Annotated in this window: 22 protein-coding genes and 1 pseudogene; 7 read left to right on the top strand and 16 right to left on the bottom strand. The window is 63.8% G+C overall.

Annotated features, from left to right (window positions below):
* Positions 1-3 precede the first annotated feature (3 nt).
* The gene (locus BM374_RS17005) at positions 4-141 is read left to right on the top strand and encodes a GIY-YIG nuclease family protein (protein ID WP_244552617.1); all 138 of its coding nucleotides are present in this window, start codon (positions 4-6) and stop codon (positions 139-141) included.
* A 130-nt stretch (positions 142-271) separates the two neighbouring features.
* Here the strand turns inward: BM374_RS17005 and BM374_RS17000 are convergent, their stop codons facing one another.
* Positions 272-1,330, bottom strand: a complete 1,059-nt coding sequence (locus BM374_RS17000) for a phosphotransferase family protein (protein ID WP_092294970.1) — start codon at positions 1,328-1,330, stop codon at positions 272-274.
* A gap of 133 nt (positions 1,331-1,463) precedes the next feature.
* On the bottom strand, positions 1,464-2,699 hold the full coding sequence (locus BM374_RS16995; protein ID WP_092294968.1) for an acyl-CoA dehydrogenase family protein: 1,236 nt from the start codon (positions 2,697-2,699) through the stop codon (positions 1,464-1,466).
* 323 nt (positions 2,700-3,022) lie between these two features.
* Between BM374_RS16995 and BM374_RS16990 the strand changes: the two genes are divergently transcribed.
* Positions 3,023-3,685, top strand: a complete 663-nt coding sequence (locus BM374_RS16990) for a TetR/AcrR family transcriptional regulator (RefSeq protein WP_092294966.1) — start codon at positions 3,023-3,025, stop codon at positions 3,683-3,685.
* A gap of 78 nt (positions 3,686-3,763) precedes the next feature.
* Here BM374_RS16990 and BM374_RS16985 read toward each other — a convergent pair whose 3' ends face one another.
* The 6 genes from BM374_RS16985 to BM374_RS16960 form a co-directional block, all read right to left on the bottom strand.
* Positions 3,764-3,979: a hypothetical protein gene (locus tag BM374_RS16985; RefSeq protein ID WP_092294107.1), complete on the bottom strand. Its 216-nt coding sequence runs from the start codon at positions 3,977-3,979 to the stop codon at positions 3,764-3,766.
* A 193-nt stretch (positions 3,980-4,172) separates the two neighbouring features.
* The gene (locus tag BM374_RS16980; RefSeq protein WP_092294105.1) at positions 4,173-5,402 is read right to left on the bottom strand and encodes a CaiB/BaiF CoA transferase family protein; all 1,230 of its coding nucleotides are present in this window, start codon (positions 5,400-5,402) and stop codon (positions 4,173-4,175) included.
* A gap of 157 nt (positions 5,403-5,559) precedes the next feature.
* Positions 5,560-6,765, bottom strand: a complete 1,206-nt coding sequence (locus tag BM374_RS16975; RefSeq protein WP_092294103.1) for an MFS transporter — start codon at positions 6,763-6,765, stop codon at positions 5,560-5,562.
* 145 nt (positions 6,766-6,910) lie between these two features.
* The gene (locus BM374_RS16970; RefSeq protein ID WP_092294101.1) at positions 6,911-7,738 is read right to left on the bottom strand and encodes a 3-oxoadipate:acetyl-CoA acetyltransferase; all 828 of its coding nucleotides are present in this window, start codon (positions 7,736-7,738) and stop codon (positions 6,911-6,913) included.
* 119 nt (positions 7,739-7,857) lie between these two features.
* Entirely contained in the window at positions 7,858-9,255 is a 1,398-nt protein-coding gene (locus BM374_RS16965) for an MFS transporter (RefSeq protein WP_092294099.1), read from the bottom strand.
* 266 nt (positions 9,256-9,521) lie between these two features.
* Positions 9,522-10,250 carry an NUDIX hydrolase gene (locus BM374_RS16960; protein ID WP_092294097.1) on the bottom strand — a complete coding sequence of 243 codons (729 nt, stop codon included), beginning with the start codon at positions 10,248-10,250 and terminating at the stop codon, positions 9,522-9,524.
* Positions 10,251-10,350: 100 nt separating this feature from the next.
* Between BM374_RS16960 and BM374_RS16955 the strand changes: the two genes are divergently transcribed.
* Together BM374_RS16955 and BM374_RS16950 are read left to right on the top strand one after the other, a co-directional pair.
* The gene (locus tag BM374_RS16955; protein ID WP_092294095.1) at positions 10,351-11,394 is read left to right on the top strand and encodes an SPFH domain-containing protein; all 1,044 of its coding nucleotides are present in this window, start codon (positions 10,351-10,353) and stop codon (positions 11,392-11,394) included.
* Entirely contained in the window at positions 11,378-12,313 is a 936-nt protein-coding gene (locus tag BM374_RS16950) for a diacylglycerol kinase catalytic domain-containing protein (protein WP_092294093.1), read from the top strand. Before BM374_RS16955 ends, BM374_RS16950 begins: the two co-directional genes overlap by 17 nt.
* 5 nt (positions 12,314-12,318) lie before the next feature.
* Here BM374_RS16950 and BM374_RS16945 read toward each other — a convergent pair whose 3' ends face one another.
* The 4 genes and pseudogenes from BM374_RS16945 to BM374_RS39405 all read right to left on the bottom strand — a co-directional run.
* Positions 12,319-12,522 (bottom strand): hypothetical protein, encoded by a 204-nt coding sequence (locus BM374_RS16945; RefSeq protein ID WP_092294964.1) that lies wholly within the window; start codon positions 12,520-12,522, stop codon positions 12,319-12,321.
* 10 nt (positions 12,523-12,532) lie between these two features.
* Positions 12,533-13,870: a PQQ-dependent sugar dehydrogenase gene (locus BM374_RS16940; RefSeq protein WP_502689444.1), complete on the bottom strand. Its 1,338-nt coding sequence runs from the start codon at positions 13,868-13,870 to the stop codon at positions 12,533-12,535.
* Positions 13,867-14,319 (bottom strand): DUF2231 domain-containing protein, encoded by a 453-nt coding sequence (locus tag BM374_RS16935; RefSeq protein WP_092294091.1) that lies wholly within the window; start codon positions 14,317-14,319, stop codon positions 13,867-13,869. Before BM374_RS16935 ends, BM374_RS16940 begins: the two co-directional genes overlap by 4 nt.
* A gap of 64 nt (positions 14,320-14,383) precedes the next feature.
* A pseudogene (locus BM374_RS39405) lies at positions 14,384-14,567 on the bottom strand (GDP-L-fucose synthase); the annotation flags it as partial.
* Positions 14,568-14,720: 153 nt separating this feature from the next.
* Between BM374_RS39405 and BM374_RS16925 the strand changes: the two are divergent.
* Both BM374_RS16925 and BM374_RS16920 read left to right on the top strand, forming a co-directional pair.
* Complete coding sequence (locus tag BM374_RS16925) at positions 14,721-15,854, top strand: LpxL/LpxP family acyltransferase (RefSeq protein WP_092294089.1); 1,134 nt, start codon at positions 14,721-14,723, stop codon at positions 15,852-15,854.
* Positions 15,851-17,050 (top strand): TCR/Tet family MFS transporter, encoded by a 1,200-nt coding sequence (locus BM374_RS16920; RefSeq protein WP_210188583.1) that lies wholly within the window; start codon positions 15,851-15,853, stop codon positions 17,048-17,050. Before BM374_RS16925 ends, BM374_RS16920 begins: the two co-directional genes overlap by 4 nt.
* A 46-nt stretch (positions 17,051-17,096) precedes the next feature.
* Here the strand turns inward: BM374_RS16920 and BM374_RS16915 are convergent, their stop codons facing one another.
* From BM374_RS16915 to xylB, 4 genes are all read right to left on the bottom strand, one after another.
* Positions 17,097-18,044 carry an ABC transporter substrate-binding protein gene (locus tag BM374_RS16915; protein WP_092294085.1) on the bottom strand — a complete coding sequence of 316 codons (948 nt, stop codon included), beginning with the start codon at positions 18,042-18,044 and terminating at the stop codon, positions 17,097-17,099.
* A gap of 93 nt (positions 18,045-18,137) precedes the next feature.
* Positions 18,138-19,178 carry an ABC transporter permease subunit gene (locus BM374_RS16910; protein ID WP_092294083.1) on the bottom strand — a complete coding sequence of 347 codons (1,041 nt, stop codon included), beginning with the start codon at positions 19,176-19,178 and terminating at the stop codon, positions 18,138-18,140.
* Entirely contained in the window at positions 19,171-20,694 is a 1,524-nt protein-coding gene (locus tag BM374_RS16905) for a sugar ABC transporter ATP-binding protein (RefSeq protein WP_092294081.1), read from the bottom strand. Before BM374_RS16905 ends, BM374_RS16910 begins: the two co-directional genes overlap by 8 nt.
* Before the next feature lie 128 nt (positions 20,695-20,822).
* Entirely contained in the window at positions 20,823-22,268 is a 1,446-nt protein-coding gene (xylB, locus tag BM374_RS16900; RefSeq protein ID WP_092294079.1) for a xylulokinase, read from the bottom strand.
* Positions 22,269-22,514: 246 nt separating this feature from the next.
* Here xylB and BM374_RS16895 point away from each other — a divergent pair, with 246 nt between their 5' ends.
* Positions 22,515-24,890: a glucose/quinate/shikimate family membrane-bound PQQ-dependent dehydrogenase gene (locus tag BM374_RS16895; RefSeq protein ID WP_092294077.1), complete on the top strand. Its 2,376-nt coding sequence runs from the start codon at positions 22,515-22,517 to the stop codon at positions 24,888-24,890.
* Positions 24,891-24,990: the final 100 nt, after the last annotated feature.

Genomic DNA, 24,990 nt, shown 5'->3' with positions numbered 1-24,990 from the left:
CGAATGAGCGAGCACAAGGCCAAGCTAGTCCCCGGCTTCACGAAACAGCACGACGTTACTCAGTTGGTCTATGTCGAAACCTTCGAGTCAGTTGTCGAGGCGCGCTCGCGTGAATCCGGATTGGCGCGATCTGACGGATAAGCTGAATACCTTGGCGTCATGACTGGGTCCCGGCTCTGCGGAGCAGCACTGCGTGCTGCACCGCGTCCGGGACACGAGGGCCCAACCAAACGAAAAAGGCGCGGCCGGCAGCCTCGCCCCTTTGTCTATCCTAGACCGCGCCCGCCTTCTGCGCGTAGTCCCAGGACGCTTTTGACAGGGGCACGGTGCGCTTGGCTGATTCCAGCGCCTTGGCATTTGCCGCGGTGCCGTCACGGACGCGGCCCGCAATTCCTTGCGTGATGCCGGCGAGACGGAACAGATTGTAGGCAAAGTACCAGTTGAGATCAGGCACCGTCATCTTGGTGACGTTGCAATAGATCTGCGCGGCCTCCTCCAGGCTCGGGATGTTGAGCGCCTTGAGGTCGGCGTCCTCGAGGCCCGGCATGATCCACTGCATCAACAGGTAAGTGAAGTCGGCCATGGGATCGCCGAGCGTCGACAGCTCCCAGTCCAGCACGGCCTGCACGCGCGGTTCCGTCGCGTGGAAAATCATGTTGTCGAGGCGATAGTCGCCATGGACGATCGAGACGCGCGCCTGCTCCGGCACGGTCCTGGGCAGCCATTCGGCAACCTTCTCGAACTCGGGAATATGCTGCGTCTCTGAGGCGCGATATTGCTTGGTCCAGCGGTCGATCTGCCGCGCGAAATAATTGCCAGGCTTGCCGAAATCGCCAAGGCCGATCGCGACAGGATCGTACATGTGGAGTTTCGCCAGCGTCTCGATCTTGCTGGTGAATATCTTTCGGCGGGAATCGTTGTCCTGGCTCGGCAGCGTCGGATCCCAGAACACGCGCCCCTCTTCCATCGACATGATGTAGAAGGCCGCGCCAATGACGCTGTCGTCCTGGCAGAGGGCATAGGCGTGCGCGACCGGAAAACCCTGCTTTCCAAGCGCCGCGATGACGCGATACTCACGATCGACCGCATGCGCGGACGGCAGCAGTTTGCCGAACGGCTTGCGGCGCATCACGTAGGAGCGCTTCGGCGTATTGAGCCGGTAGGTCGGATTGGACTGGCCGCCCTTGAACTGCAGCACGACCAGCGGGCCTTCAAAGCCTTCGACATTGTCGCGCATCCAGGCTTCGAGCCGCAGCTCGTCGAAGCGATGACGCTCCTCGACCGGCTTGGTGCCCGAGAACTCTTCGTCTTTCCTGACGCCGTCAGCCACGGTGACGCTCCCTCTTTTCATTGTCGTCATTCCGGGGCTCGCGCAGCGAGAACCCGGAATCTCGAGATTCCGGGTTCGATGCTTACGCATCGCCCCGGAATGACGGTGTGGGGAGCATTACCCTCCCCGATTTTCAGTGCTTCGGAGAGTTGGCATACTTCCGAACCTCTAACCTTGCAATGGCGCGATTGTGCACCTCGTCCGGGCCGTCGGCGAGACGCAGCGTGCGGATGTGGGCGTAGTCCTTGGCAAGACCGGCATCGTCAGAGACGCCCGCGCCGCCAAAGGCCTGGATCGCTTCGTCGATGATCTTCAGCGCCATGTTGGGAGCTGCGACCTTGATCATGGCGATCTCTGCCTGCGCGGTCTTGTTGCCGACCTTGTCCATCATGTCGGCGGCCTTGAGGCAGAGCAGCCGAGTCATCTCGATGTTGGTGCGGGCCTCACCAATGCGCTGCTCCCACACCGAATGTTCGACGATCTTCTTGCCGAAGGCGGTGCGCGAGGAAAGCCGCTTCACCATCTTCTCCAGCGCCTCCTCGGCCTTGCCGATGGTGCGCATGCAGTGATGGATGCGGCCAGGTCCGAGCCGGCCCTGCGCGATTTCGAATCCACGGCCTTCGCCGAGCAGGATGTTCTCCTTCGGCACGCGCACGTTTTCGAGCAGCACCTGGGCGTGGCCGTGCGGTGCGTCGTCGAAGCCGAATACGGGGAGCATCTTCTCGACCTTGATGCCTGGAGTGTCGAGCGGAACCAGAATCTGCGATTGCTGCTGGTGCTTGGCCGCATTGAAATCGGTCTTGCCCATCAGGATCGCGATCTTGCAGCGGGGATCGCCGACGCCCGATGACCACCATTTGCGGCCGTTGATGACATAGTGATCGCCGTCCTTCTCGATGCGGGTCTCGATGTTGGTCGCGTCGGAGGACGCGACCGCCGGCTCCGTCATCAGGAAGGCCGAGCGGATCTCGCCGTCCATCAGCGGGCGCAGCCATTTGCGTTTCTGCTCCTTGGTGCCGTAGCGGATGAACACCTCCATGTTGCCGGTGTCGGGTGCGGAGCAGTTGAACACTTCAGAGGCCCAGGTGATGCGGCCCATTTCTTCCGACAGCAGCGCATATTCCAGATTGGTCAGCCCCGCGCCGCGGAATTCGTCGTCCTCATGCTCGCTCGGCGGCATGAACATGTTCCAGAGGCCTTCGGCCTTCGCCTTCTTCTTGAGGTCTTCGAGTATGGGGATCACCTTCCAGCGCTCGCCGCTCTGATCCTGCTCGTTGTAGACAGGCACCGCCGGACGCACGTGCTTGGCCATGAAGGACCGCACGCGGTCGAGCCATTCCTTCTGCTTGGGCGACATATCGAAGTCCATGGGACGCTCCTCGTCTCTCTTTGCGATCTCGTTTTGCGCCGGACTGTCCTCCCGCCTTGCACGACCCGCAAGCGCGAACATGTGCGCTTTGCGAACGCTTCGGAACCGGCTCGCATTGCGAACGAGTTGCGATTGCGGATTGACTTTCTCCGGCCTTCAAACAATAGTTTCATACAACTGTTTGAATTGCAACTCCCCTCGCTTCGCTCCCCCGTTCGTCATTCCGGGGCGACGCGGAGCGTCGAACCCGGAATCTAGAAGTTGCGGCGCGAGATTCCGGGTTCGCGACTGCGTCGCGCCCCGGAATGACGAGGTTTCTCACCATGGCCAGCGATCATACGAGGTCTGCCATTCTCGCCGCCGCCGAACGGCTCTACGCCGATCGCGGCTTCGGCGACGTCACGCTGCGCGACATCGTCGCCGAGGCGAATGTCAATCTGGCTGCGGTGAACTATCATTTCGGCTCGAAGGACGAGCTGATCGCGGAATTATTTGTCACCCGCTCGATCGCGACCAACCGCGAGCGTTTGCGCGAGCTGAAGGCGGCGGAAGAGCAAGGCGGCGGCCGCGCGCCGATCGAGGTCATCCTGCGCGCGCTGGTCGGGCCGACACTGCGCGGTTGTCTCGGGCCGGAGAACCAGCGCTCGACCGCAGCGCGCTTCATGATCCGCGCCTCGATCGAATCCGTGCCGCCGATCCGCCGCATCAAGAACCGCGAGATCGACCATTTGCGGAAGTTCGTCGGCGCGATGCGAAGGGCCCTGCCCGACCGCAGCGACGTCGATATTTATTGGGGCCTGAATTTTGCGCTGGCGATGGCGCACCACACCATTCGCGAGAGCGAGCGGCTGACGAAACTGTCGGACGGCCAATGCGATCTCGACGATGTCGAGGACGTGGTCGCGCGCGTCGTCAGCGTCGCGACCATGGCGCTGGCGGCTGGGCGGACGGAGACGAAGGCGTCGGCAAAGGTTGCCGCGCGCTAGCGCGATGCTGTCCAAATTCCTGCCCGCCCCGCAAGCAGGAGGGCTGGGACGCCAGAGTTCAACGTGTGGTCTGGCGGGTCAGGCCCGCTGCGGCATCTCCTCGGCCTCTTCCTTGGCGAGCAGCAGCAGCATTTCGATCCCCATGTCGCCTTCTTGCGGCGAGCGGATGAACTTGATCTCTTCGGCGCTTTGCCGCAGTGCGGCAATGATGGCGACCGCCTGGTTGGCCGTTGCCGCCTCGGTCGCCAGAATTCCCTTCTGGTCCTTCGCCTGGAACCCGATCGTGTAGGACATCCATTTCCCTCCCGAACTCAGTGGAGGGATCGAATCAGAATCTCGAGCAAAGCGGAAGCCTGTGCGACTACGGACCGGGATTATCTGGGGATTGCGCGCAAGCCCCGCACAAGTCCGCCCCGTCGACATGGTTCCGCCACTCATCATCGGCACGCGGGATCGGAACTTAAGGCAAGCAGCGAGGCAAGAAGCGCTAGATGATACCCTGCTGCTTCAGTTCCTCGATCTTCCCCGCATCATAACCGAGCTTGCCGCCAAGCACTTCCCGGGTGTGCTCGCCGAGCAGCGGCGGGGCGCGGTAGGTCTCGATCGGGGTCTCCGAGAAGGTCAGCGCGTTGCGGATCAACGATAGATCGGGCTCGAAGGGATGGTTCACCTTCACCCGCATGCCGCGCGACTGGACGTGCGGATCGGAAAACACCTGCTCGAAATTGTTGATCGGGCCTGACGGCACGCCGGCCTCCTCCAGCTTTTCCAGCCAGTACGCCACCGGCTTCTTCAGGAACAGGCCGGCGAAGATCGCCATGATTTCCTTGCCGTGCACGACGCGGTCGTTGTTCTTGATGAAACGTGGATCGCTCGCGAGTTCCGGCTCGCCGAGCACGGCGCAGGTCTTGCGGAACTGGCCGTCATTGCCGACCACCAGCATCAGCTCGCCGTCGGTGCAGCGGAACACGCCGGCCGGCATGCCGCCATTGCCCCAAGTGCCGCGGCGCGGCGGCGTCTTGCCGTTGACGAGATAGATCTGCAGCCAGTGCGACAGCGAGGCGATCACGGTGTCGAACAGGCAGACGTCGAGATGTTGTCCGACGCCACCATTGGCATCGCGATGGTAGAGCGCCGACAGAATGCCGATCGAGGTGTTCATGCCGGTCATGTAGTCGACGATGGAGGGACCGACCTTCATCGGACCCTCGCCCGGCTCGCCGTCCATGTGGCCGGTGACGCTCATCAGACCGCCCATCGCCTGCAGGATCGCGTCATAGCCGGCACGCGGCGCGTAGGGGCCGGTCTGACCAAAGCCGGTCACGGAGCAATAGATGATCTTGGGATTGATTGCCTTGATCGTCTCATAGTCGAGACCGTAGCGCTTGAGATCGCCGACCTTGTAGTTCTCCATGAAGACGTCGACGTCTTTCGCAAGCTCGCGGATGATCGCCTGCCCCTCCGGCTTGGCGATGTTGACCGTGACCGACTTCTTGTTGCGGTTGGCGCAGAGATAGAACGAATTGTTATTGTTCGCCTTGCCCTCGGGGTCGGTCAGATAAGGCGGGCCGAAGGCGCGCGCATCGTCGCCGGTGCCGGGCCGCTCGATCTTGATCACCTCGGCGCCGAGATCGCCCAGCATCTGGGCCGACAAGGGCCCGGCGAGCACACGCGTGAGGTCAAGGATCTTGATGCCTGAGAGCGGCAGGGCCGACATGTCGATTTCCTCCGGGGAACTGGTATTGGCGGGGCGGCGAGACCGCGGACCACGCTCCCTGCGGATACACCATTTTGGGGTCCCGAGCACTGCGCTCTCGGCATACGGCCATCTCTCAGCGGCCGCCAGACTCGTATTTCCGCCTCGCGAATAACCCCTACATTGCGCCAACTGCGGCTAGCTGCGGGCGGCGCCGTCCGAGCAGGACCAGGATCAGCACCGTCGCGCAGGAAAACAGAAGAGTGAGGCCAAGCGCGCCGCGGCTGCCGAACTGGGTGAGCAGGCCGGCGAGCAGCGGCGGCGAGATCGCGGAAGCCAGATTGAGCGGCAATGCGATCATCGACATCGCCTTGGCGAATTCAGCCTGGTCGTAGAACACGAGAGGGATCGTCGCCCGCGCCACGGCCATCGCGCCGCTGCCGGCGCCATAGAGCAGGATGAAGACCGCGACCGCCCAGGTCGCGCTCTCGCTCAGCATCAGCAGCACCATGGCGACCGGAAGCGCCGTGCCGGCGACGAGCCCGGTGGTGATGCCGTCCCAGCGGCCGCCACCGAGAAAGTCGAGACCGCGCGCGCTGACCTGGATCACGCCCAGCATCGAACCGAACGCAAGCGCCTGCGCCGGCGCAAGGCCCTCCGCTCGCAACAGCTCGATCAGAATGGCGCCGATTCCGAAATTGACGAAGGCATTCATCGTGATCACGCAGACGACGAGACCAAACGTGCTTCTCGGAATCGCGGGCGGCGGTACGGCCTTGACGGCCTCGCCACGATCCTCCGCCGCGAATTTCCGGCGCGGCGCGAGAAAAGCATAGAGCGGAAGGTTGATGGCAAGCATCATCGCCGCATAGACCAGACAGGTCCCGCGCCAGCCGAGCAGGCCGCTGAGGAACGAGGTGGTCGGCCAGAAGATGCTGCTGGAGAGGCCAGTCACCAGCATCAAGGCGCCAATCGCATTCTTGGCGCCTCGTCCGACCACCTCGTTCAGCATGATATAGGCGCCGGTCGACAAGGTGGCGCTGCCGCCCATGCCGAGAATCACCCATCCAGCAAAATAGAGCGCCGGCTCGCGTGCGAAGGACAGAACGACAAAACCCGGCGCAGAGACGACAGTGCCCGCCATCATCACCTTGCGCGCGCCGTGCCGCGCGAAGGCCTTGGCGAGCCAGGGCGCGCACAGGCCCATAGTGACGTAAAGAACCGAGCTGCCCGCGAACACTGCCGGCAGGCTCATGCCGAGATCGGCCCCGAGGTCGCGGCCGATCACGGCCGGAAGGCCGATCGTACCCCATCCAATCAGTTGGGTGATCGCAAGCACCAGCAGGACCCCGATGAGCCTGCCCTCAGATTTCAAGAAACGCATTCCAGTCGTCGCCTGCCCGGCAGGCGCCGATCACGCCTGTGCGTCCCGTCTTATCCGGAGACTCAGCGCGCGGGAACGCCGACCGCCGAATAGCAGAAGGCGGCCAGGAGCATGTCGGGCCAATATCAGGCTGGGATGGTCGCCCCTACCGCCCGATCCCGAGCAAGGATCGCGCTTCGGCCGCGGTGGCGGCTTGGCGGCCGTGGCGCGCCAAGGCCTCGCAGGCAATGCTCACGAGTTCCGCATTGCTGGCGGCGAGGCGCGTCTTGTTCACCCTGATATTGTCCTCGAGCCCGGTGCGAACCGCATCGGCCCCGCGCGCCAGGGCCCAATCCATGACCTCGGCTTGATGGCGGCCGATCCCGGCCGCGGTCCAGGTCGCCTTCGGGATCAGGCGGCGGAGCTCTGCCAGCAGAATGTCGAGCACATGCTCGTCGGCCGGCATCGCGTTCTTGACGCCCATGACGAATTGCACGTGCGGACGCTCATCCATCAGCCCCGCCTCGATCAGGCGTCGCGCGCCGTGCAGATGCGACAGATCGAATATCTCGATCTCAGGACGAACGCCATTTTCCTTCATGCCGGTGGCGAGAGTCTCGACCAGGGCCGCGCTGTTCTCGTAAACGATGGTCGGAAAGTTCACCGACCCCGTGGACAGGGAGGCCATGTCCGGCTTCAGATAAAGCGACGATCCGCGCGCTGAGGGATCGCGGCCGCGCCCGCCGGTCGAGAACTGCACGATCATCCCAGGACAATGCTTCCGGATGCCCTCCTGCACCAGAGCGAAGCGCTCGGGGTCGGAGGACGGCGTCTCATCGTCGTTGCGAACATGGATATGGGCGAGCGTAGCGCCGACCTCGAAGGCCAGGTGCGTCGATTCGATCTGTTCGGCCGGCGAGATCGGCACCGCCGGGTTGTCCTTCTTGCGCGGCACGGAGCCGGTGATGGCGACGGCAACAACTGCGGGATTCATCCTGCAACCTCATCATGATCGTGCTCACGCGCACTAAACTTCAACCCAGAGTCAAACTATATCGCGAAGCGATGCCGCTGCGAACATCATCGCAGCGGCACTGCCTCCTCCTGTACGGATCAGGTCTGAACCGCAGCAGCACTATTCGCCTTGCCTGCACGCCGCCGCTCGTAGTCGGCTTGCGCCATCGGAACGGCCGCGGGATTGCCGAGATCGTCGATGTGGATCCGATAGGTTTCCCGGGCCGTGACTGCCGCAAGCGCCGCGATAACAGTGATGCCGAAGGCGATCGCCCCCACCGTCATTGGAATGTTGGCCGAGCCGGGAGGCGCCACTGTCGCAAACAGAGCCGGCAGCAGGGCCGTGATGGTCGTCCCGATGTTCTGCGAGATCGCCATTGCCGACACGCGGGTGCGCGTCGGGAACAGCTCCGGGTAAAAGCTCGGGAAGATCGCGTTGTAGCCTTGATAGACGACGCCCCACATCAACAGCGAGACCAGGATCGCCAGCGGCACGTTCTTGATGCTGATGGCATAGAGGTAGACGAAGGCGAGCAAGCCGGACAGCAGCGCACCGACGATGATCGGAGGCTTACGACCGATCCTGTCGGAGAGATTACCGACGAAGGGAATGACGAATACGGCGACCATGTTTCCGAGCACTGGGATCCACAGATAGACGTCCTTGGCAAAGCCGATGCCATAGGCCGGCTGGACCGCGTAGGCCGCACCGAAGATGGTCGCAACCACCGGGATGACGTTCATCAGCGCCATGCAGATGACCCTGAGCATGTCGGGCCAGCTCAGTCTGATCGCCTGGACGATCGGAGCCCGTGGCGTTTCTCCCCGGCTCTCCTCCCGCGCAAAGGCAGGGGTCTCGTCGACCTCGCGACGAATGATGTAGCCTGCGACAATGACGAAGAAGCTGAGCAGGAAGGGAATGCGCCAGCCCCAGCTGTTGAAGGCGTCGGCTGGCATATAGGCCGCCAGCGGCAGGAACACGGCGGCAGCCAGAATCTGTCCGGCTTGCACGCCCTGCAGGGCAAAGCTTGCAAAGAAGCCGCGGCGACCGAACGGCGCATGCTCCAGGATCATCGAGCTTGCGCCGGAGATTTCACCGGCGACGGCAAAGCCCTGCACCAGGCGCAGGACCACGAGCAGGATCGGCGCGAGAATGCCGACCTGCTGATAGGTCGGCAGGATGCCGACCGCCATGGTCGAGAGCCCCATCAGGAACATGCAGACGAGGAGAATGGTCTTGCGGCCATGGGTATCGCCCCAATGTCCGAGCACGAAGGCGCCGATCGGCCGCGCCACATAGCCGACGCCATAGGTCGCAAGCGATGCGACGATCGCGACAGTGGGATTGTCCGATGGAAAAAATATCTGCGGGAAGATCAGCGATGCCGCAGTCGCGTAGATGAAGAAATCATAATATTCGAGAGCCGACCCGATCCAGCCGCTTGCGGCAGCCTTCCTGGACTGGCTCATGTCATGGATCGCGCGCGTTGTAGCCATCAGAAAAATTCCTCCCGATCTGTTGTTTGTTGGCGTCCCGTTGGCGGGCTTCGCTGGACGATTGGACAGCAATTCCCGGACGCTTCGCGGAGCTCCGCGAGCGCTTGGCACTGCCGGTCGGTGTCTTGAGTGAGATGACAATAGGCTTTCGCCGGACTAACACAATTACCCAGTTATGCGATAAACCTAACATGATGTTATGGAGGGTACTCGAACCGCGCGGCGGCTATAGCCGCAAAACCCGCAGCAGTCACGTCCGGGCGACCTTACTCCGGCGGATTGAACGTTCGCACGAAATACACGGGCTCCCTGCCCTTCTTGAGCCGATAGAGCTGCGCCGGGCGGTTCAGGCCCCGCCGCATTTTCGCGACCGGCTCAATCATGTCGGCCGACAGGATCCGGGTGCGGAAGGCGCTCTTCTCCAGAGGCCGGTCGAGCACGATCTCGTAGACGCGCTGCAGATCGGGCAGCGTGAATTCCACAGGCATCAGGTAAGCGGGCAGCGAGGTGTATTCCACCTTGTTGCGCAGGCGCTGGATTGCACTTGCCAGGATCTCGCCGTGATCGAAGGCGAGCTTCTCCTTCAGCCTTCCGCCTCGAATCGGACACCAGCGCGCATCGCTGGTGAGCTCACTTGCGTCGGCCGGAATCAGCGCAAAATAGGCGTGTGTCGCCGACCAGCCGCGCGGATCGCGCGTCGCGCTTCCCCAGCTGCCGAGCTGCTCGAGGTAAGGGCTGGTAACTCCGGTCTTCTCCTTCAGCTTGCGCGCCGCACAGGCGGCGAGATCGCGGTCTTTCGCGACGTCAACGAAGCCGCCCGGCAGCGCCAAGCTTAGCGGAAACGGCTCGCCCGCGCCGGCCGGACGCTGCACCAGCAGCACCTGAAGCTGGTCGTGAAGAATCGCAAACATCACGACGTCGACCGTGGTCAGCGGCCGCGGGAAGTCCATTTGCCCTGATTTTCCAGACCCTTCGGTCCGATCCTCGCCCGCCATCGGCAGCCTCCCCTGTCCGGCCTTGACAGTAGCACAGTTAGTTGTACAGTCCAACTTACTTAGTTGTTCAGACCAACTTATAGCATCGTTGGAGACGGCCATGTTCGGCATCCGATTTATCAAGGCCCAGCCCACCACCTTCCTGATGAAGTACCGCGCCGGCGCGGTCGTCGCCGAAGGCACCGGCCTCTCCGCGCTGTACTACGCGCCCGTGACCACGCTCGTCGCCGTGCCCGTCGGCAGCCGCGACGCCTCGTTCATCTTCCAGCAGATCGCGCGCGACTTTCAGACGCTGACCGTGCAGGGCCACATCACCTATCGCGTCAGCGAGCCGAAGAAGGCGGCCTCGATGCTCAACTTCACCCTGAAGTCCGATGGCAAGACCTACGAGACCGACGATCCCGAGAAGCTCCCTGAACGCATCCTCGGCACGGTCGAGGTGCTCGCCCAACAGGCGATCAAGGAGCTGACGCTGAAGGACGCGCTCCAGGCTTCCGACCGCATTGCCGAGATCATCGCGATCGGATTGCGGGGACGCGCCGACATCGAAGCTCTCGGCCTCGAAATCCTGGGCGTGGCCATCCGCGGCATCAAGCCGACGCCGGATACCGCAAAGGCGCTGGAGGCTCAGGCACGCGAGGCGATCTTGAAGAACGCTGACGAAGCGATCTTCGCGCGGCGCAATTTCGCCGTCGAGCAGGAACGCGCCATTCGCGAGAGCGAGCTCGACACCGAGATTGCGGTCGAGCAGAAGAAGAGGTCCATTCGCGAGACCCAGATGGATGCCGAAGCGAGCGTTGCCGCCAAGCGCAACCAGCTGCGCGAGGCCGGCATGGCCGCGGACATCGTGCTGGAAGGCAAGCGCAAGGATTTCGTCGGCCTCAACGCCGAGAACACCCGCACGCTCGCCGATGCCGAGGCCTATCGCGTCGGCGCGCTGATGAAGATCTTCGAGGGCGTCGACACCCGCGTGATCCAGGCGCTCGCCGCGGCCGGCATGCAGCCGGGCCAGCTGATCGCGCACGCCTTCTCCGGCATCGCCGAGAAGGCCGAGAAGATCGGCCAACTCAACGTCTCGCCCGACCTGCTCAGCCAGTTGATCGGGAAGCCGAAGCCGGAGGCTGCCAATGTCCGCCGCCAATGACCGCAAGATCGTGCTGGTGACGCGCAAGACCAGGCTGGAGGATCTGATCGCGCGTTACCTGACGGCGGCACAGGCCCGCTTCTATGTCGAGCATCTCGGCGCCGACTTCTCCGACTATGAGCGCGAGCACGAGGTCTATCAGGCGCAGCGGCACGCGACGCTGCAAGTGCTTGAGCAATGGGGGCGCTATCAGGTGATCGAGCGCGGCTTCCTGCCCAACTTCATCTTCGCGCCCGATGACATCGTCGTCGCGCTGGGGCAGGACGGCGTCGTTGCCAACACCATGAAATATCTCGATGGCCATCCGCTTGTTGGCCTCAACCCAGACCCTGCCCGCTACGATGGAATCCTGCTTCCCTTCGCGCCGCGTGATCTGGCAAAATTGCTGCCGGAGGTCGCCGCCGACAAGCGCAACAGCCAGACTGTGACGATGGCGGAAGCCCGGCTCAGCGATGGGCAGGTGCTCCATGCCGTCAACGACCTCTTCATCGGCGCCCGCACGCACGTCTCAGCGATCTATGAGATCGCGGCCGGCGGGACGACGGAGCGGCAATCCTCGAGCGGGCTGATCGTCTCGACCGGGCTGGGATCGACGGCCTGGTTCAAGAGCATCGTCACCGGCTCGCTGGCCATCGCCGGAAGCTTTGGCCAGCCCTCCTCCCTCGGCGACTACGACGCCCTGCCCTGGGACGCCGCGGAGCTGCGTTTCGCCGTGCGTGAGCCCTTCCCGAGCCGCTACTCCCAGACCAATCTCGTTTGCGGCCGCCTCGCCTCCGAGGAGCAGCTGCGCATCCGCTCACTGATGGCAGAGAACGGCGTCATCTTCAGCGACGGCGTCGAAGCCGACCGCCTCGACTTCAACGCAGGCGCCGAGGTCACGATCGGAATTGCCCGGCGGCGCGGCCGGCTGATCGTGTGACGTGGCTAGATTCCGAGTGCGTTCTCACCCGTCTCGCGGCCGGGCACGCTGAGATGAATCTCGTGCCCCTGGCGGAGCGCCAGCGAAGCAGCGGCCACCGCGGACTCAAATGCCGCCTCCTTGGTGGCGTATTTGCTTTTGACGTCACCGTCGTGCAGCACGCCCCACTCGTCCTCGACCGGTACGATCGCGTATTGGGCAAGGCCCATCATCCCTCTCCTATCGTTGCGTGACATGCGGATGCGCCGCCGTTACCCGCCAGACCGTGTTGCCGCTGTCATCGGCCACCAGCAGCGCGCCTGATTTGTCGATGGCGACGCCGACAGGACGGCCCCGCGCCTGGTTGTCTTTGTTGAGGAATCCCGTGACGACGTCCTGCGCCGGCCCGCTCGGCTTGCCGTCGGTGAACGGCACGTACACGACCTTGTAGCCGTTCAGAATCTGCCGGTTCCAGCTACCATGCTCGCCGACGAAGGCGCCGTTGCGATAGGCCTCCGGCAGCTTGCTGCCGCTGGAGAAGGCAAACCCAAGCGGCGCGACATGGGAGCTCAAGGCGTAGTCGGGTACGATCGCTTTTTCCACCAGATCCGGCCGCTGCGGCTTGACGCGGGGATCGACGTGCTGGCCGTAATAGCTGTAGGGCCAGCCGTAGAAGCCGCCCTCCTTCACCGAGGTCATGTAGTCGGGCACGAGATCGGGTCCGAGTTCATCGCGTTCGTTCACCACCGTCCACAGCGCGCCGGTCTGCGGCTCGAAGCTGAGGCCGTTGGGATTGCGCAGGCCACTGGCAAAGATGCGCCAGCGGCCGCTGGCGCGGTCGACCTCGAGGATGTCGGCGCGATTGTGCTCGGCCTCCATACCGTTCTCGGTGATGTTGCTGTTGGAGCCTACGCCGACGTACAGCTTCGAACCGTCGGAACTTGCGACCAGGCTCTTGGTCCAGTGATGATCGATCGGACCGCCCGGCAGCGGGGTCAGCACCGTGCCCGGCGCAGTAATCTTGGTATCGCCTTCGGTATAGGGATATTTCACGATCGCGTCGGTATTGGCGACGTAGAGGTCGTTGCCGACCAGCGCAACACCGAACGGCGAGTTGAGGTGGTCGAGGAACACGCTCTGCGTATCAGGCACGCCGTCGCCATTGGTGTCACGCAGCAGCGTGATGCGATTGCTGTCGCCGGTGTCGCCGCCGGAGGTCGCCCAGGACTCGATGAAGCCCATTACGATCTCCTTCGGCCGCTTGATCGCGGCGGCCTTTGGCGCCTTGGACTCGACCACCAGCACGTCGCCGTTGGGCAGCACGTAGAGCGAGCGCGGATGCTGCAGGCCGGTCGCGAATGCCTTTGCCTGCAGGCCCTGCGCGACATCAGGCGTCTCATCCTTCTTCCAGCCGACGATGCGAGCGATGTGCATCGGCGGCAGCAGATATTGCTTGATCTCGGGGAGTACAGGATTGGCGCCGATCTGGGCCTTGGGATCGCCGCTGCCGTCATTGCAGCCGGCGAGCAGGCCCAGGAGTGAAACGGACAACAGCGCGCGTCTAGCAAAGGACATCATCGCGCAACTCCCACGCCGTGGCGGTACACCATGGCCCAGCCAAGCCAGCCGGTGACCGGCAGGATCAGCACGGTGAGCACCGAAAGAACGAGCCCCCACGGCCACACCGAGGTCCAGGCATCGCGCGTGTGAATGAGCGCGTTGATGATCGCGAGGATCATCGCCACGACGTTGCCGATCAGATGCGGCCAGGCTGGCGACTGCGCGCGCACCAGGCGATTGCCAAGGAAGTCAGTCAGGCCGGCGATCGCAGCCAGCACGCCGAAAATGACCCCGGCGAGGAGAAGCCAGGCGGAGAAATCCGCCCACATGATCTCGGCAGACACGACATAGGTGATGTCGGTCAGCAGCGCGCCGATGAAGCATACGATCGGGACCGGCACCAGCATCGGATGAATGGGATGGCCAGCGATTTGCGCAGTCGAGCGCACGCGCACGATGTCTTGCACTGACGGCCTCGTGTGGCATGTCGCCCCTACCCGAGCGGCCAACTCGTGCTCGCGGTGATTGTTCCTAGAATCGGGCCGGAACCAGCGTAGTCGCCTGATACGCCTCATAGGCGCGCTTCAAGCCATCGTGAAGCGAGGTCGTCGCGCGCCAGCCGAGCTCGTCGAGGCGGCTGATATGAGCAGCTTGCGCGGTGTGCCGTCGAAGCGTCGAAGGAGATCTCGCCGCGATAGCCGACGATCCCGGCGAGGAAGACCACCTGCGGGCTAAACCGTTCCTTTTCCGAGGATTCAAGCCGCGGGTCCGGGCGTGCCGCCGATGGGTTGAAGGCAATACCTTGAGAACCTGGTAACACTTGTATGATGTGATTTTTCCGCAATATTTGATTGGGTTGGGGGGGCAAGTGACGTTTCGGGAAACAGCAGCGGCGATCGACCCGCGCGAGCCGAATCCGCGCCCCTTTCCCCGTGAGCACGGAGACATCCAAACCGCCGTCGTGAATCTTGTCGACCGCCTCGCTCCCATCGTTCCCGTCGCGCGCCAGACCGATTTTGCGCGCGAGATCGCAAGCCTGATCGCGAGCACGCCGAGTACGATGGGCAAAAACATGTTCCTGCGCCAGAGCATCATTCGCCGCGGCACAGCAACATCAGATCATGTGATCGACGGTTTGGCTGCCTGGCTCACCGTCCTCTTCGACCTTGCCAATCTCCAGCAGGATCGCGACAGGGCCATGGGCCTCGAAGCCAGGATCCCGAAAAAGGCTCTCGATCGTCTCGCGCGGGCGCTCTCACGGTCGCGCAATGGCTGCATCATTGCAGTGCCTCACATCGGGAGCCTCGAACTGTTCGCGGCACATCTGAAGGACCGTGGATTCAACGTCGGCTTCGTCTATTCGATCGGCCGGCAGCCGACGCCGACCGAGCGGTGGATCTACGCGGGGCGGAGCGCAACGGCAGCTACGCCCATCGCATTCGCAAGACGCAATACCGGAGCCGAGATCTCGAGAGTCCTTCAGAACAACGGCGTCGTCTTCATGGTTGTGGACGTCTACCCCAGCGCCAGATACGCCGGGATCACCGTCAAGGCTCACGACTCCGATTTCCGCTATCCACCTGGACCTGCCCGTTACGCACGGACGGGCACTCTGGTTCTGCCCGGCTTTGCGTCGCGCCGCGACGCGACGGGCTTTTCCATGAACATTCTCGCCCCGATCGCATACCCGACATGGATGCCTGCGCAGGCCGCAGCATCCGAATTCACGCAGGAGGTCGCGGCGCATGTCGATGGCTTCACGGCGACACAGCCGGCGGCCTATTGGCTCTGGCACCCTATCCCCAACGATCCCTATCTCGCGATCGCGCAACGCCAGCGACCGGATCTCCTGACCGCGATACCGCCCGAAAATGACGAGGCCGTCGCGCTCGCGGTGGAAGAAGCGGGCGCCAGGTGGACTGCACCTGACTTGGCCGCCCCCATTCGCTCGGCGGAAGATTCGCCCCTTGCATCATCAGCGCTTCCGGAAACCGTCAGCTGACTGACACGCCACGAAATCCCACGAGGCGGCCGCTTGTCGCGATCCTCGCTTGCGCCGCCCTCGAGGCATCAGGCATCGCACTGATCTTCCCGACCCTGCCCAATCTGCTGCGTGCCATGGCCGGCACGGATAACGTATCCGCGCTCTACGGGACCCTGCTGGCACTACATGCGCTCACACAATTCCTCGTCACGCCGGTGCTCGGCGTCCTGTCGGACCGGCTCGGCCGTCGGCCAGTGCTCCTGCTGGCCCTTGCCGATTCGACCATCGACTATCTGGTCATGGCCTTCACGCCACATCTGTGGCTGCTGTTCATCAGCCGCACCATCGCCGGGTTAACCGCGGCGGGCGTGGCAATGATCACCGCCACCATCGCAGACGTCACGCCCGAAGCGGGGCGCGCGCGCCATTTCGGCCTGTTCCATGCCTGCTTCGGCGCGGGCTTCGTCGTCGGTCCTGTCATCGGCGGCCTGCTCGGCGACATTTCGCTGCGCGCGCCCTTCCTCGCCGCGGCCGCATTGAGCAGCATGAACGTCCTGATTGCGTGGTTCGTTCTGCCGGAAACGCACCGCACCGCACACAGGCCCTTCCCATGGCGGACGCTGAACCCGCTTGCACCGCTGCGCTGGGCGCTGACGTTCCGCACGCTGATCCCGCTGCTGACGGTGTTTCTGCTGGTCAGTCTGGTCGGCCAGACCTACAGCACGCTCTGGGTGCTCTTCGTCACGGACCGCTTCCATTGGAGCGCAACCGAGATCGGCCTTTCGCTCGGCATCTTCGGGGCATTGGTGACCCTGGTGCAGGCCTTCGCCATTGCACCGCTCACAACACGGCTCGGCGAACGCGGTACGCTGCTTCTCGGCATCGGCTGCGAGGCCATCGCCCTCCTCGTCCTCGCCTTCACGCACGCAAGCTGGATCGCCTTCGGACTGATCCCATTGATCGCGTTCGGCGGCATCAGCGCGCCCGCACTGCGCGCGCTCCAGTCCAAAGCCGTTGATGGCGAACGCCAGGGCCAATTGCAGGGCGTCGTCGCGAGCTTCGTCAGCCTGGCTGCGATCCTCGGCCCGCTCGCCTTCGGCGGAATCTACGCCTTGTCGCGGCCGGACTGGACTGGGCTTGTGTGGATCATCGGCGTTGCGATCTTCGCTGTCGCCTTGCCGATGGTGCCGAAACGCGCGGTCGAGCAAAGATAGGTGGACGGCGATCCCACGCGAAGATCGCCGTCCTTTGCAGCCCGTTCTACTGCGAACGATCCGAGGTCCAGCCCTTGTAATCCTTGATATTGTCGCGGGTCACGAGCTTCGACGGCAGCAGCTCGACGGTCGAGGCCGGCTTCTGACCGTTAAGGATGCCGACGCCGACCTGCACGGCGCGCCGCGCCATGAAGAACGGGTCCTGCGACGCCGACGCCTGGATCTGCGGCGATGCCGGATCCTTGAGCGCTGCCTCGATGTCGGGCGCACCGTCGACCGAGGTGATGATGATGCCGCTGCGGTTTTGCTGTTTTGCCGCAAGATCAGTGCCGATCGCCTGCGGATCGTTGATGGCGAAGATGGCGTCGATCTTGGGGAAGCGCGTCAGGTAGCCCTGCGCGACGGTGAGGCCGCCTTCGCGCGAGCCCTTGCCATCCTGGTCGCTGGACAGCACCTTGATCCCCGAATTCTTCCCAAAGACATTCTTGCAGCCGGTCACGCGGTCGATCACGGCGGAGACCTGCGGTCCGTTCTCGATGATGACGTCGCCTTTGCCGCCGAGCTTGTCGACGATGTACTGGCACGAGATCTCGCCGGCCTGGACATTGTTGGTGGTCACCGTGGCATCGGCGCCCTCGGCCGCGGTGTCGACGGCAACGACGACGATGCCCGCCGCCTGCGCCTTCTTGATCGCGGGTCCAATCGCCTTGGGGTCGCCGGGATTCAAAAGGATCAGGTCGACGCCGGCGGCGATGAAATTGTCGATTTGCGTCACCTGCTTGCCGAGGTCGTATTCGAAGCCGACAGTGGTGATCTTCACGCTAGGATTGGTCTTCTTGGCCTCGAACTCGGCGCCCTTCGATAGGGCCACGAAGAACGGGTTGCCCATCGAGCCCAGCGAGACGCCGATCGACTTGAGCTCCTTGGCCGAAGACGGTGCGGTTGTCAGGGCAAGCGCCATCGCGGCGCCAGCAAGCATAGTCATCTTCAACATTGTCTTCCTCCCTGGTCTGTCTTCAAAGCCGGTACGGCAGACCAGTTGCCGCAACCGAATTTCACACCGCGCACTCAGGTGCACGCAGAGCCTTCAAGTTCTGGCGGAGCCCTGCAGTCGATACCGATCGAGCGCGACGGCGCCAATGATTACCAGGCCCTTGATCACATATTGCCAGATGTCGGAGACGCCGGTGAGGATCAGGCCGTTCGAGAGCACGGCGATGATCAGCGCGCCGATCAGCGTCCCCCAGATCGAGCCGATGCCGCCGACGAAAGACGTGCCGCCGAGGATGACTGCGGTGATGGCGTCGAGCTCGTAGCTTTGGCCGAGTTGCAAGCCGTTGGCCGCATACAGGCGCGCCGCCTGCATGGCGCCGCCTAGTCCCGCCAGCAATCCCGACACGCCATAGACGAAGATCAGGACGCCCCAGACCTTGATGCCGGCAAGCCGCGCCGCGCTTTCGTTGCCGCCCACAGCATAGATATGCACGCCCAGCACGGTGCGCCGCAGCACCAGCCACGAGACAAGGATGACGAGCAGCGCGATCACCGAGAGCCATGGGATCGAGGCGACGCCGGGCACGAGTGTCAGCGAACCGTTGCCGATGAAAGCGTAGGGAATCGATGGATTGAACACCGTGGTGTCGGCGCCGAGCAGCCGCGCCAGGCCGCGCACCGCGGTCAGCGAGCCCAGCGTGACGATGAAGGGCGGCAGGCGCAACAGCGCGATCAGCGCGCCATTGACCACGCCGAAACCGAGGCCAGTGAGAACCGCGACCGGCAACCACAGGCCACTCAACTCGGGCAGTTTCGAAATTGTCAAGCCGGCCATCGCCGACGCCGCCAGGATCGAGCCGACCGACAGATCGATGCCGCCGGTCAGGATGACGAAAGTCATGCCGGCGGCGAGCACGGTGTTGACGGCGGCCTGCTGGAGGACGATGCCGAGATTCTGTCCGGTGAAGAAACGGCCATCGGACAGGAAATGAAAACCGATGCAGAGGATCAGCAGCACCGGCAGCATGCCGAGCGCGCTGATCAGCAGCCTCACCCGCTGGCGTTTGGTCTCTGCGGCAGCACCATTGGTCGTCGTCGGTGCGGGCTGGGCCTTCGAGGCAGCATTGTCAGGCATCGAGGTGCTCCATCCCCGTGGCAAACGCCATGATGTCCTCCTGTGTCAACGGCGAATTCGGGCCACGTATGACTTCACCCGCGATGAGCCCCGACCGCATTACCAGGACGCGGTCGCAGATGCCGATAATTTCAGGCAGATCGGACGAGATGACGAGAATCGCGGTGCCGACCTTGGCGAGATTGTCGATGATCGAATAAATCTCCGACTTGGCACCGACATCGACGCCGCGCGTCGGCTCATCCAGAATCAGGACCTTTGGCGCAATGGCGAGAAGCCGCGACAACAGCAGCTTCTGCTGGTTGCCGCCGGAGAGGCCGCCTGCGGGAACGCCGATATTGGCGGCGCGGATGCTGAGCCCGACGAAAGCCCTGTCGGCGCGCTCGCGCGCCTTGTCCCGGTCCAGGAACCAGCCGAGCTTGGCATCGCGCCCCAGCACAGCGAGATTGATGTTGTCCAGACACGACATGTCGAGAAACAGGCCGAGCGCCTTCCTGTCCTCGGTTAGATAGGCAATGCCCGCCTCGAGCGCCTCGCCGGGCGTGCGGATATCGATGGGCTGGCCCTCGAGTTCGAGACGGCCCGAAATTTTCGGCGCCGCGCCGATAATGAGATGCGCAAGCTCGGTGCGGCCGGCCCCGATCAGGCCGGCAAGCCCCACCACCTCGCCCGCATGCACGGTGAGCGAGCAGCCCTTCACGCGCTGCCCGTCGGCCATGTCGATCGCGGTGAGCACGGGGTGACCCCTGCCGGCGTTGGGATCATGGTCCTTCTTATAGAAAGACGAGACGTCGCGCCCGACCATCATACGAACGATGGTGTCGGCGCGGATGTCCTGCTGGTCGAGCGAGCCGACCAGTCGACCGTCGCGCAGCACGGTGACGCGGTCGCCGAGCGCATAGACCTCGTCCATGCGGTGCGAGATGTAGATGATGGCGAGGCCCTCGGCGCGGAGCTGACGGATGAGCGCAAACAACCGTTCGCTCTCGCCGGCTGACAGCGCGGTGGTCGGCTCGTCCATGATCAGGATCTTCGATCGCGCGTGCAGCGCACGCGCGATCTCGACGAGCTGGCGCTGGCCCATGGAGAGATGCGCCACCAATGTCGACGGCAGGAAGTCCGCCCCCAGCCGCTCCAGAATCGGACCAACGCCCTCGCGCATGGCGCTCCGTGCCAGCAAACCTGAACGCGAGACCTCTCGGCCGAGATAAATATTCTCCGCAACGCTCAGATTGGGGGCCAAAGACAATTCCTGATAGATGATCGAGATGCCCGCGGCACGGCCGCCGAGCGGACCCTCGATCCGCGCCGGCTTCCCCTCGATCCGGATTTCCCCGCCCGGATCGGGCCGGAAGGCGCCCGACAGGATCTTCATGAGCGTCGATTTGCCGGCGCCGTTTTCCCCCATCAAGGCGTGAACCTCGCCGGCATAGACCGTCAGGTCAACCGCGCGAAGCGCCTTGATGCCGAAGAAGGATTTTGACACTCCCCGCATCTCGAGGATCGGATCGTTCATCGTGCCTCCCGCCGCACAATGCGTTTCCCTGTCCGCCTCTCATTTTTACAGACGCGGTGCGCACATTAAACAAAAGGCCGCAGCACAGGGCAACAGCGAACAGACAGAAATACCGACGCAAAGCGATGCTAGTGGCGCGGCCGATACAGCTCGCGCCAGGCGGGAAGCCGCGCCGCATACGCGTCCGCCAGCGCGCGATCGGGTTCGAAAGTTTCGACGCGTTGCGGTGGCGTGCAGACAGCTTCGATTGCCTCGCCTGTGACAGCAAGCCGCCCCAATCTTGCCGCACCAAACGCGGCCCCAGTTTCTCCGTCGGCGAAACGATGGATCGGAATAGTCAACACATTGGCGAGCACCGAGAGCCAGAACCCAGACCGTGAACCGCCGCCAATGACATCGGCCTCCGTCACAACGATGCCGGCATCACCAAGCGCGTCCCGGCAATCGGCGAGCGCGAAGGCGACGCCCTCGAGCACCGCCTGCACGACCGCCGCGCGGTCGGTGCCGTGACTGAGACCATCGAGCATGCCGCGCACGACAGGATCATCGTGCGGCGTCCGCTCACCCGCAAGATAAGGCAGGAAGCTCACGGGAGACGGCGCCTGCGGCCGCGAGCCCAGTGGCGCCAGCAGCTCGGGTTCAGTGAGGCCGAACAGGCGCGCGGCCCAGGCAAGGCAGGAAGCCGCCGAAAGGATCGCGCCAGCCTGAATCCACATGCCGGGGATGGCGTGGCAGAAAGTATGGACCACGCGGTCCGGATTGGCGGCAATGTGGTCGGTCGGCGCCAGCAAGGCGCCTGAGGTTCCCAGCGAGATGAAAGCGGTTCCCGGCTCGATCGCGCCGATACCGATCGCGCCCGCGGGATTGTCGCCGGCGCCGCCCGCGATCATCGGCCGCCGAACCATTCCCCACCGCTGCGCGAGCTCGCCGCATAGTGTCGCCGCGGGGGCGCACCCTTCGACCAGGCGCGGCATGTGTGCACGCGACAGGCCAGTCGCGGCCAATGCCGCATCCGACCAGTCCCGTCGCGCGACGTCGAGCCACAGGGATCCCGATGCGTCCGAGACATCCTCGATCGCCTCGCCTGACAGCACCAGCCGCAAATATGCCTTGGGCATCAGGACACGTCTCGTCGCAGCAAAGATCTCAGGCTCGTGTGTCGCGATCCAGAGCAATTTTGGTGCCGTGAAACCGGGCATCGCCTTGTTGCCGGTCGTCGCACGCAAGGCAGGCCAGCGTTGCTCCAGGACGCGGCACTCCGCGGCGGAACGCCCGTCATTCCAGAGGATGCAGGGCCGCAACGGCCTGTCGTTCGCATCGAGCAGCGTCGCACCATGCATCTGGCCGGACAGCCCGATGCCTTCGACCGCCGCCAGCTCTTGTCCACATGACGCCTTCAGAGCATCCAGTGTCGCAAAGGTCGCCGCGATCCACTGAGCAGGATCCTGCTCGAAATAGCCTTGACGCGGCGAGGCGGTCGTCAGCGCCCGGCTCTCGCTTGCAATCACGCGCTGGGAGCCGTCGACCAGAACCGTCTTGACCGCGGAGGTGCCGAGATCGATGCCGAGATACATGATGAGGTTCCCGAGGTTCGGGGCCAGTGCGGACGCGCCCTACGACTTTGATCGCGTTTAATCAATCGGCGCGCAATTCCGGACCAAGTGTTATCCCGCCAGATGGCAGCTTTTTGCCTGCCGATGTTGCATCGGCGCAGCAGTTGAAGCTTGCCAGTTGTGGTTGATTTGACCACAGTGATGGAAACGAGAACCGTCTGATGCGTTTGCACGGGGCTTGATCCCCTTTGCCGCACCGGAGCAGCCATGCAGCGATCCAGGGCCGTCTTCATCACGGGTCTCGTCTACGCCTTGATCGGCCTTGTGCTCGCGAGCGGCGGGCTTTGGCTTGCCACGTTGGGTGGGTCCATCTTCTATGTTGTGCTCGGTGGCGGCATTCTCGCCACCGGCGCGTTGTTGCTGGCGCAGCGTCGCTCGGCATTATGGCTGTTTGCGATCGTGCTGGTTGGCACGCTGGGGTGGGCCATCTCGGAGGTGCAATTCGACTGGTGGCCGCTCGCATCGCGCGGTGACGTCGTCTTCCCCATGGCGCTCTGGCTTCTCACGCCCGTGATCGTTCGCGGGCTGGTGCGCGACGAGCCGGTGTCCTACCGAAGCGCGACCCTGCCGCTCTGGGTCGGCGTGGCGGCTTCTTCCGCCGTCCTCGTCGTCGCCCTTCTGTCGAGCTATCACGACATCAACGGCACGATCGTCGAGCAAGCGTCCACCACGCCGCAAAGCGAGGCCGATCCTCAACCCGATGCCGATTGGCGCGCCTATGGACGCACGCAATTCGGGCAGCGCTATTCGCCGCTGAAGCAGATCACGCCCGACAACGTCGGCAAGCTCAAGGTCGCCTGGACCTTCCGCACCGGCGACGTGCCGACACCAAACGATTCCGGTGAGACGACGTTCGAGGTCACGCCGATCAAGGTGCGCGACACGCTCTATCTGTGCTCGCAGCACCAGGTGCTATTCGCGCTCGACGCCAAGACCGGCAAGGAGCGCTGGCGATACGATCCCAAGCTGGTGTTCAACAAGACGTTCCAGCACATGACCTGTCGCGGGGTCTCCTACCACGAGACCTCGGTTGGCGCGGTCGACAGCAGCGGCGCTCCCGCGCCCGCAGAATGCCCCCGGCGGATCTTCCTGCCTGTCAACGACGGACGCATGATCGCTCTCGACGCCGACAGCGGCAGGCTCTGCGAGAGCTTCGGCGATCACGGCAGCCTCGACCTCCAGCAAGGCATGGGGATCAAGACCGCAGGCTTCTTCGAGCCGACGTCGCCGCCGGTCGTCAGCGACAAGATCCTGGTCGTCGCTGCCGCGGTGATCGACAATTATGCGGTCGACGTGCCCTCGGGTGTCATTCGCGGCTTCGACGTCTACACCGGCAAGCTGGTTTGGGCCTGGGACTCCGCCGCGGCGGACGAGAACGAGTTGCCGTCGCCGACGCGTCACTACACCAACGGTTCGCCGAATTCGTGGATCACGGCCTCGTTCGATCCGAAACTGAACCTCGTCTACATCCCCACCGGCAACAATGGCCCCGACATCTGGGGCGGCAATCGCAATGCGCTGGTCGAGCGCTATTCCAGCTCGATCGTTGCGCTCGACGTCAATACCGGCAAGCGCGCCTGGTCGTACCAGACGGTGCATCACGATCTCTGGGACATGGACGTTCCCTCGCAACCGAGCCTGGTCGATGTGACCACGGCCAAGGGCGTCGTTCCCGCGATCATTCAGCCGACCAAAGTGGGCAACATCTTTGTGCTCGATCGCAGGACCGGCGAGTTGATCGTGCCCGCGCCGGAACGCACCGTGCCGCAAGGGGCCGCCCCCGGCGACCACACCGCGCCGACCCAACCGTTCTCCGAGCTGACATTCCGCCCCGAGGCGAGGCTGACCGGCGCGGACATGTGGGGCGGCACGATCTTCGACCAGCTCCTGTGTCGGATCATGTTCCAGCGGCTTCGCTACGAGGGCACCTTCACGCCGCCGTCGTTGCAGGGCACGCTTGTCTTTCCAGGCAATCTCGGCATGTTCGAATGGGGCGGCATCGCAATCGATCCGGTGAGACAGATCGCCATCGCCAACCCGATGTCGTTGCCGTTCGTATCGAAGCTCATTCCGCGCGGCCCGCAAAATCCTCCCGCACCGACGGCCGAGAAGCCTGTTGGCAGCGAGGCCGGGACCCAGCCAATGTATGGCACCCCATTCGGAGTGGTTCTCCAGAGCTTCCTCTCGCCCCTCTCCGTGCCGTGCTACCGGCCGCCATGGGGCTCGATGGCTGCGATCGATTTGAAGACGATGAAGATCGTCTGGCAGCATCCCAACGGCACCATCCGGGACACCACGCCGCTGCCGCTGCCCTTCAGGATGGGCGTTCCGATGCTGGGTGGGCCGATCACGACCGCCGGCGGGGTCGCGTTCTACACCGGCACCTACGAGTACACGATCCGCGCCTACGACGTGCGCGACGGCAAGGTGCTGTGGCAAGATCGCCTGCCGGCCGGCGCCCAATCGACGCCGATGAGCTACGAGGCGGGCGGCAAGCAATATGTCGTCACCGCGGCCGGCGGCCACGGCTCGTTCGGCACCAAGCGCGGCGACTACGTCATCGCCTACGCGTTGGGGGATTGAACGTCGCGGGTTCTTTCCCGCTTTAAAGAGCTCGGGTGGTTGGGCTTGGGCGCAAACTACCCTGAAAAGTTTCAGGACGTAGTTCGAGAAATGATTTTTT

It is taken from the genome of Bradyrhizobium sp. Ghvi, assembly GCF_900115265.1.
Taxonomy (GTDB): Bacteria; Pseudomonadota; Alphaproteobacteria; order Rhizobiales; family Xanthobacteraceae; genus Bradyrhizobium.
This window is presented reverse-complemented; position numbering and strand designations above follow the sequence as displayed.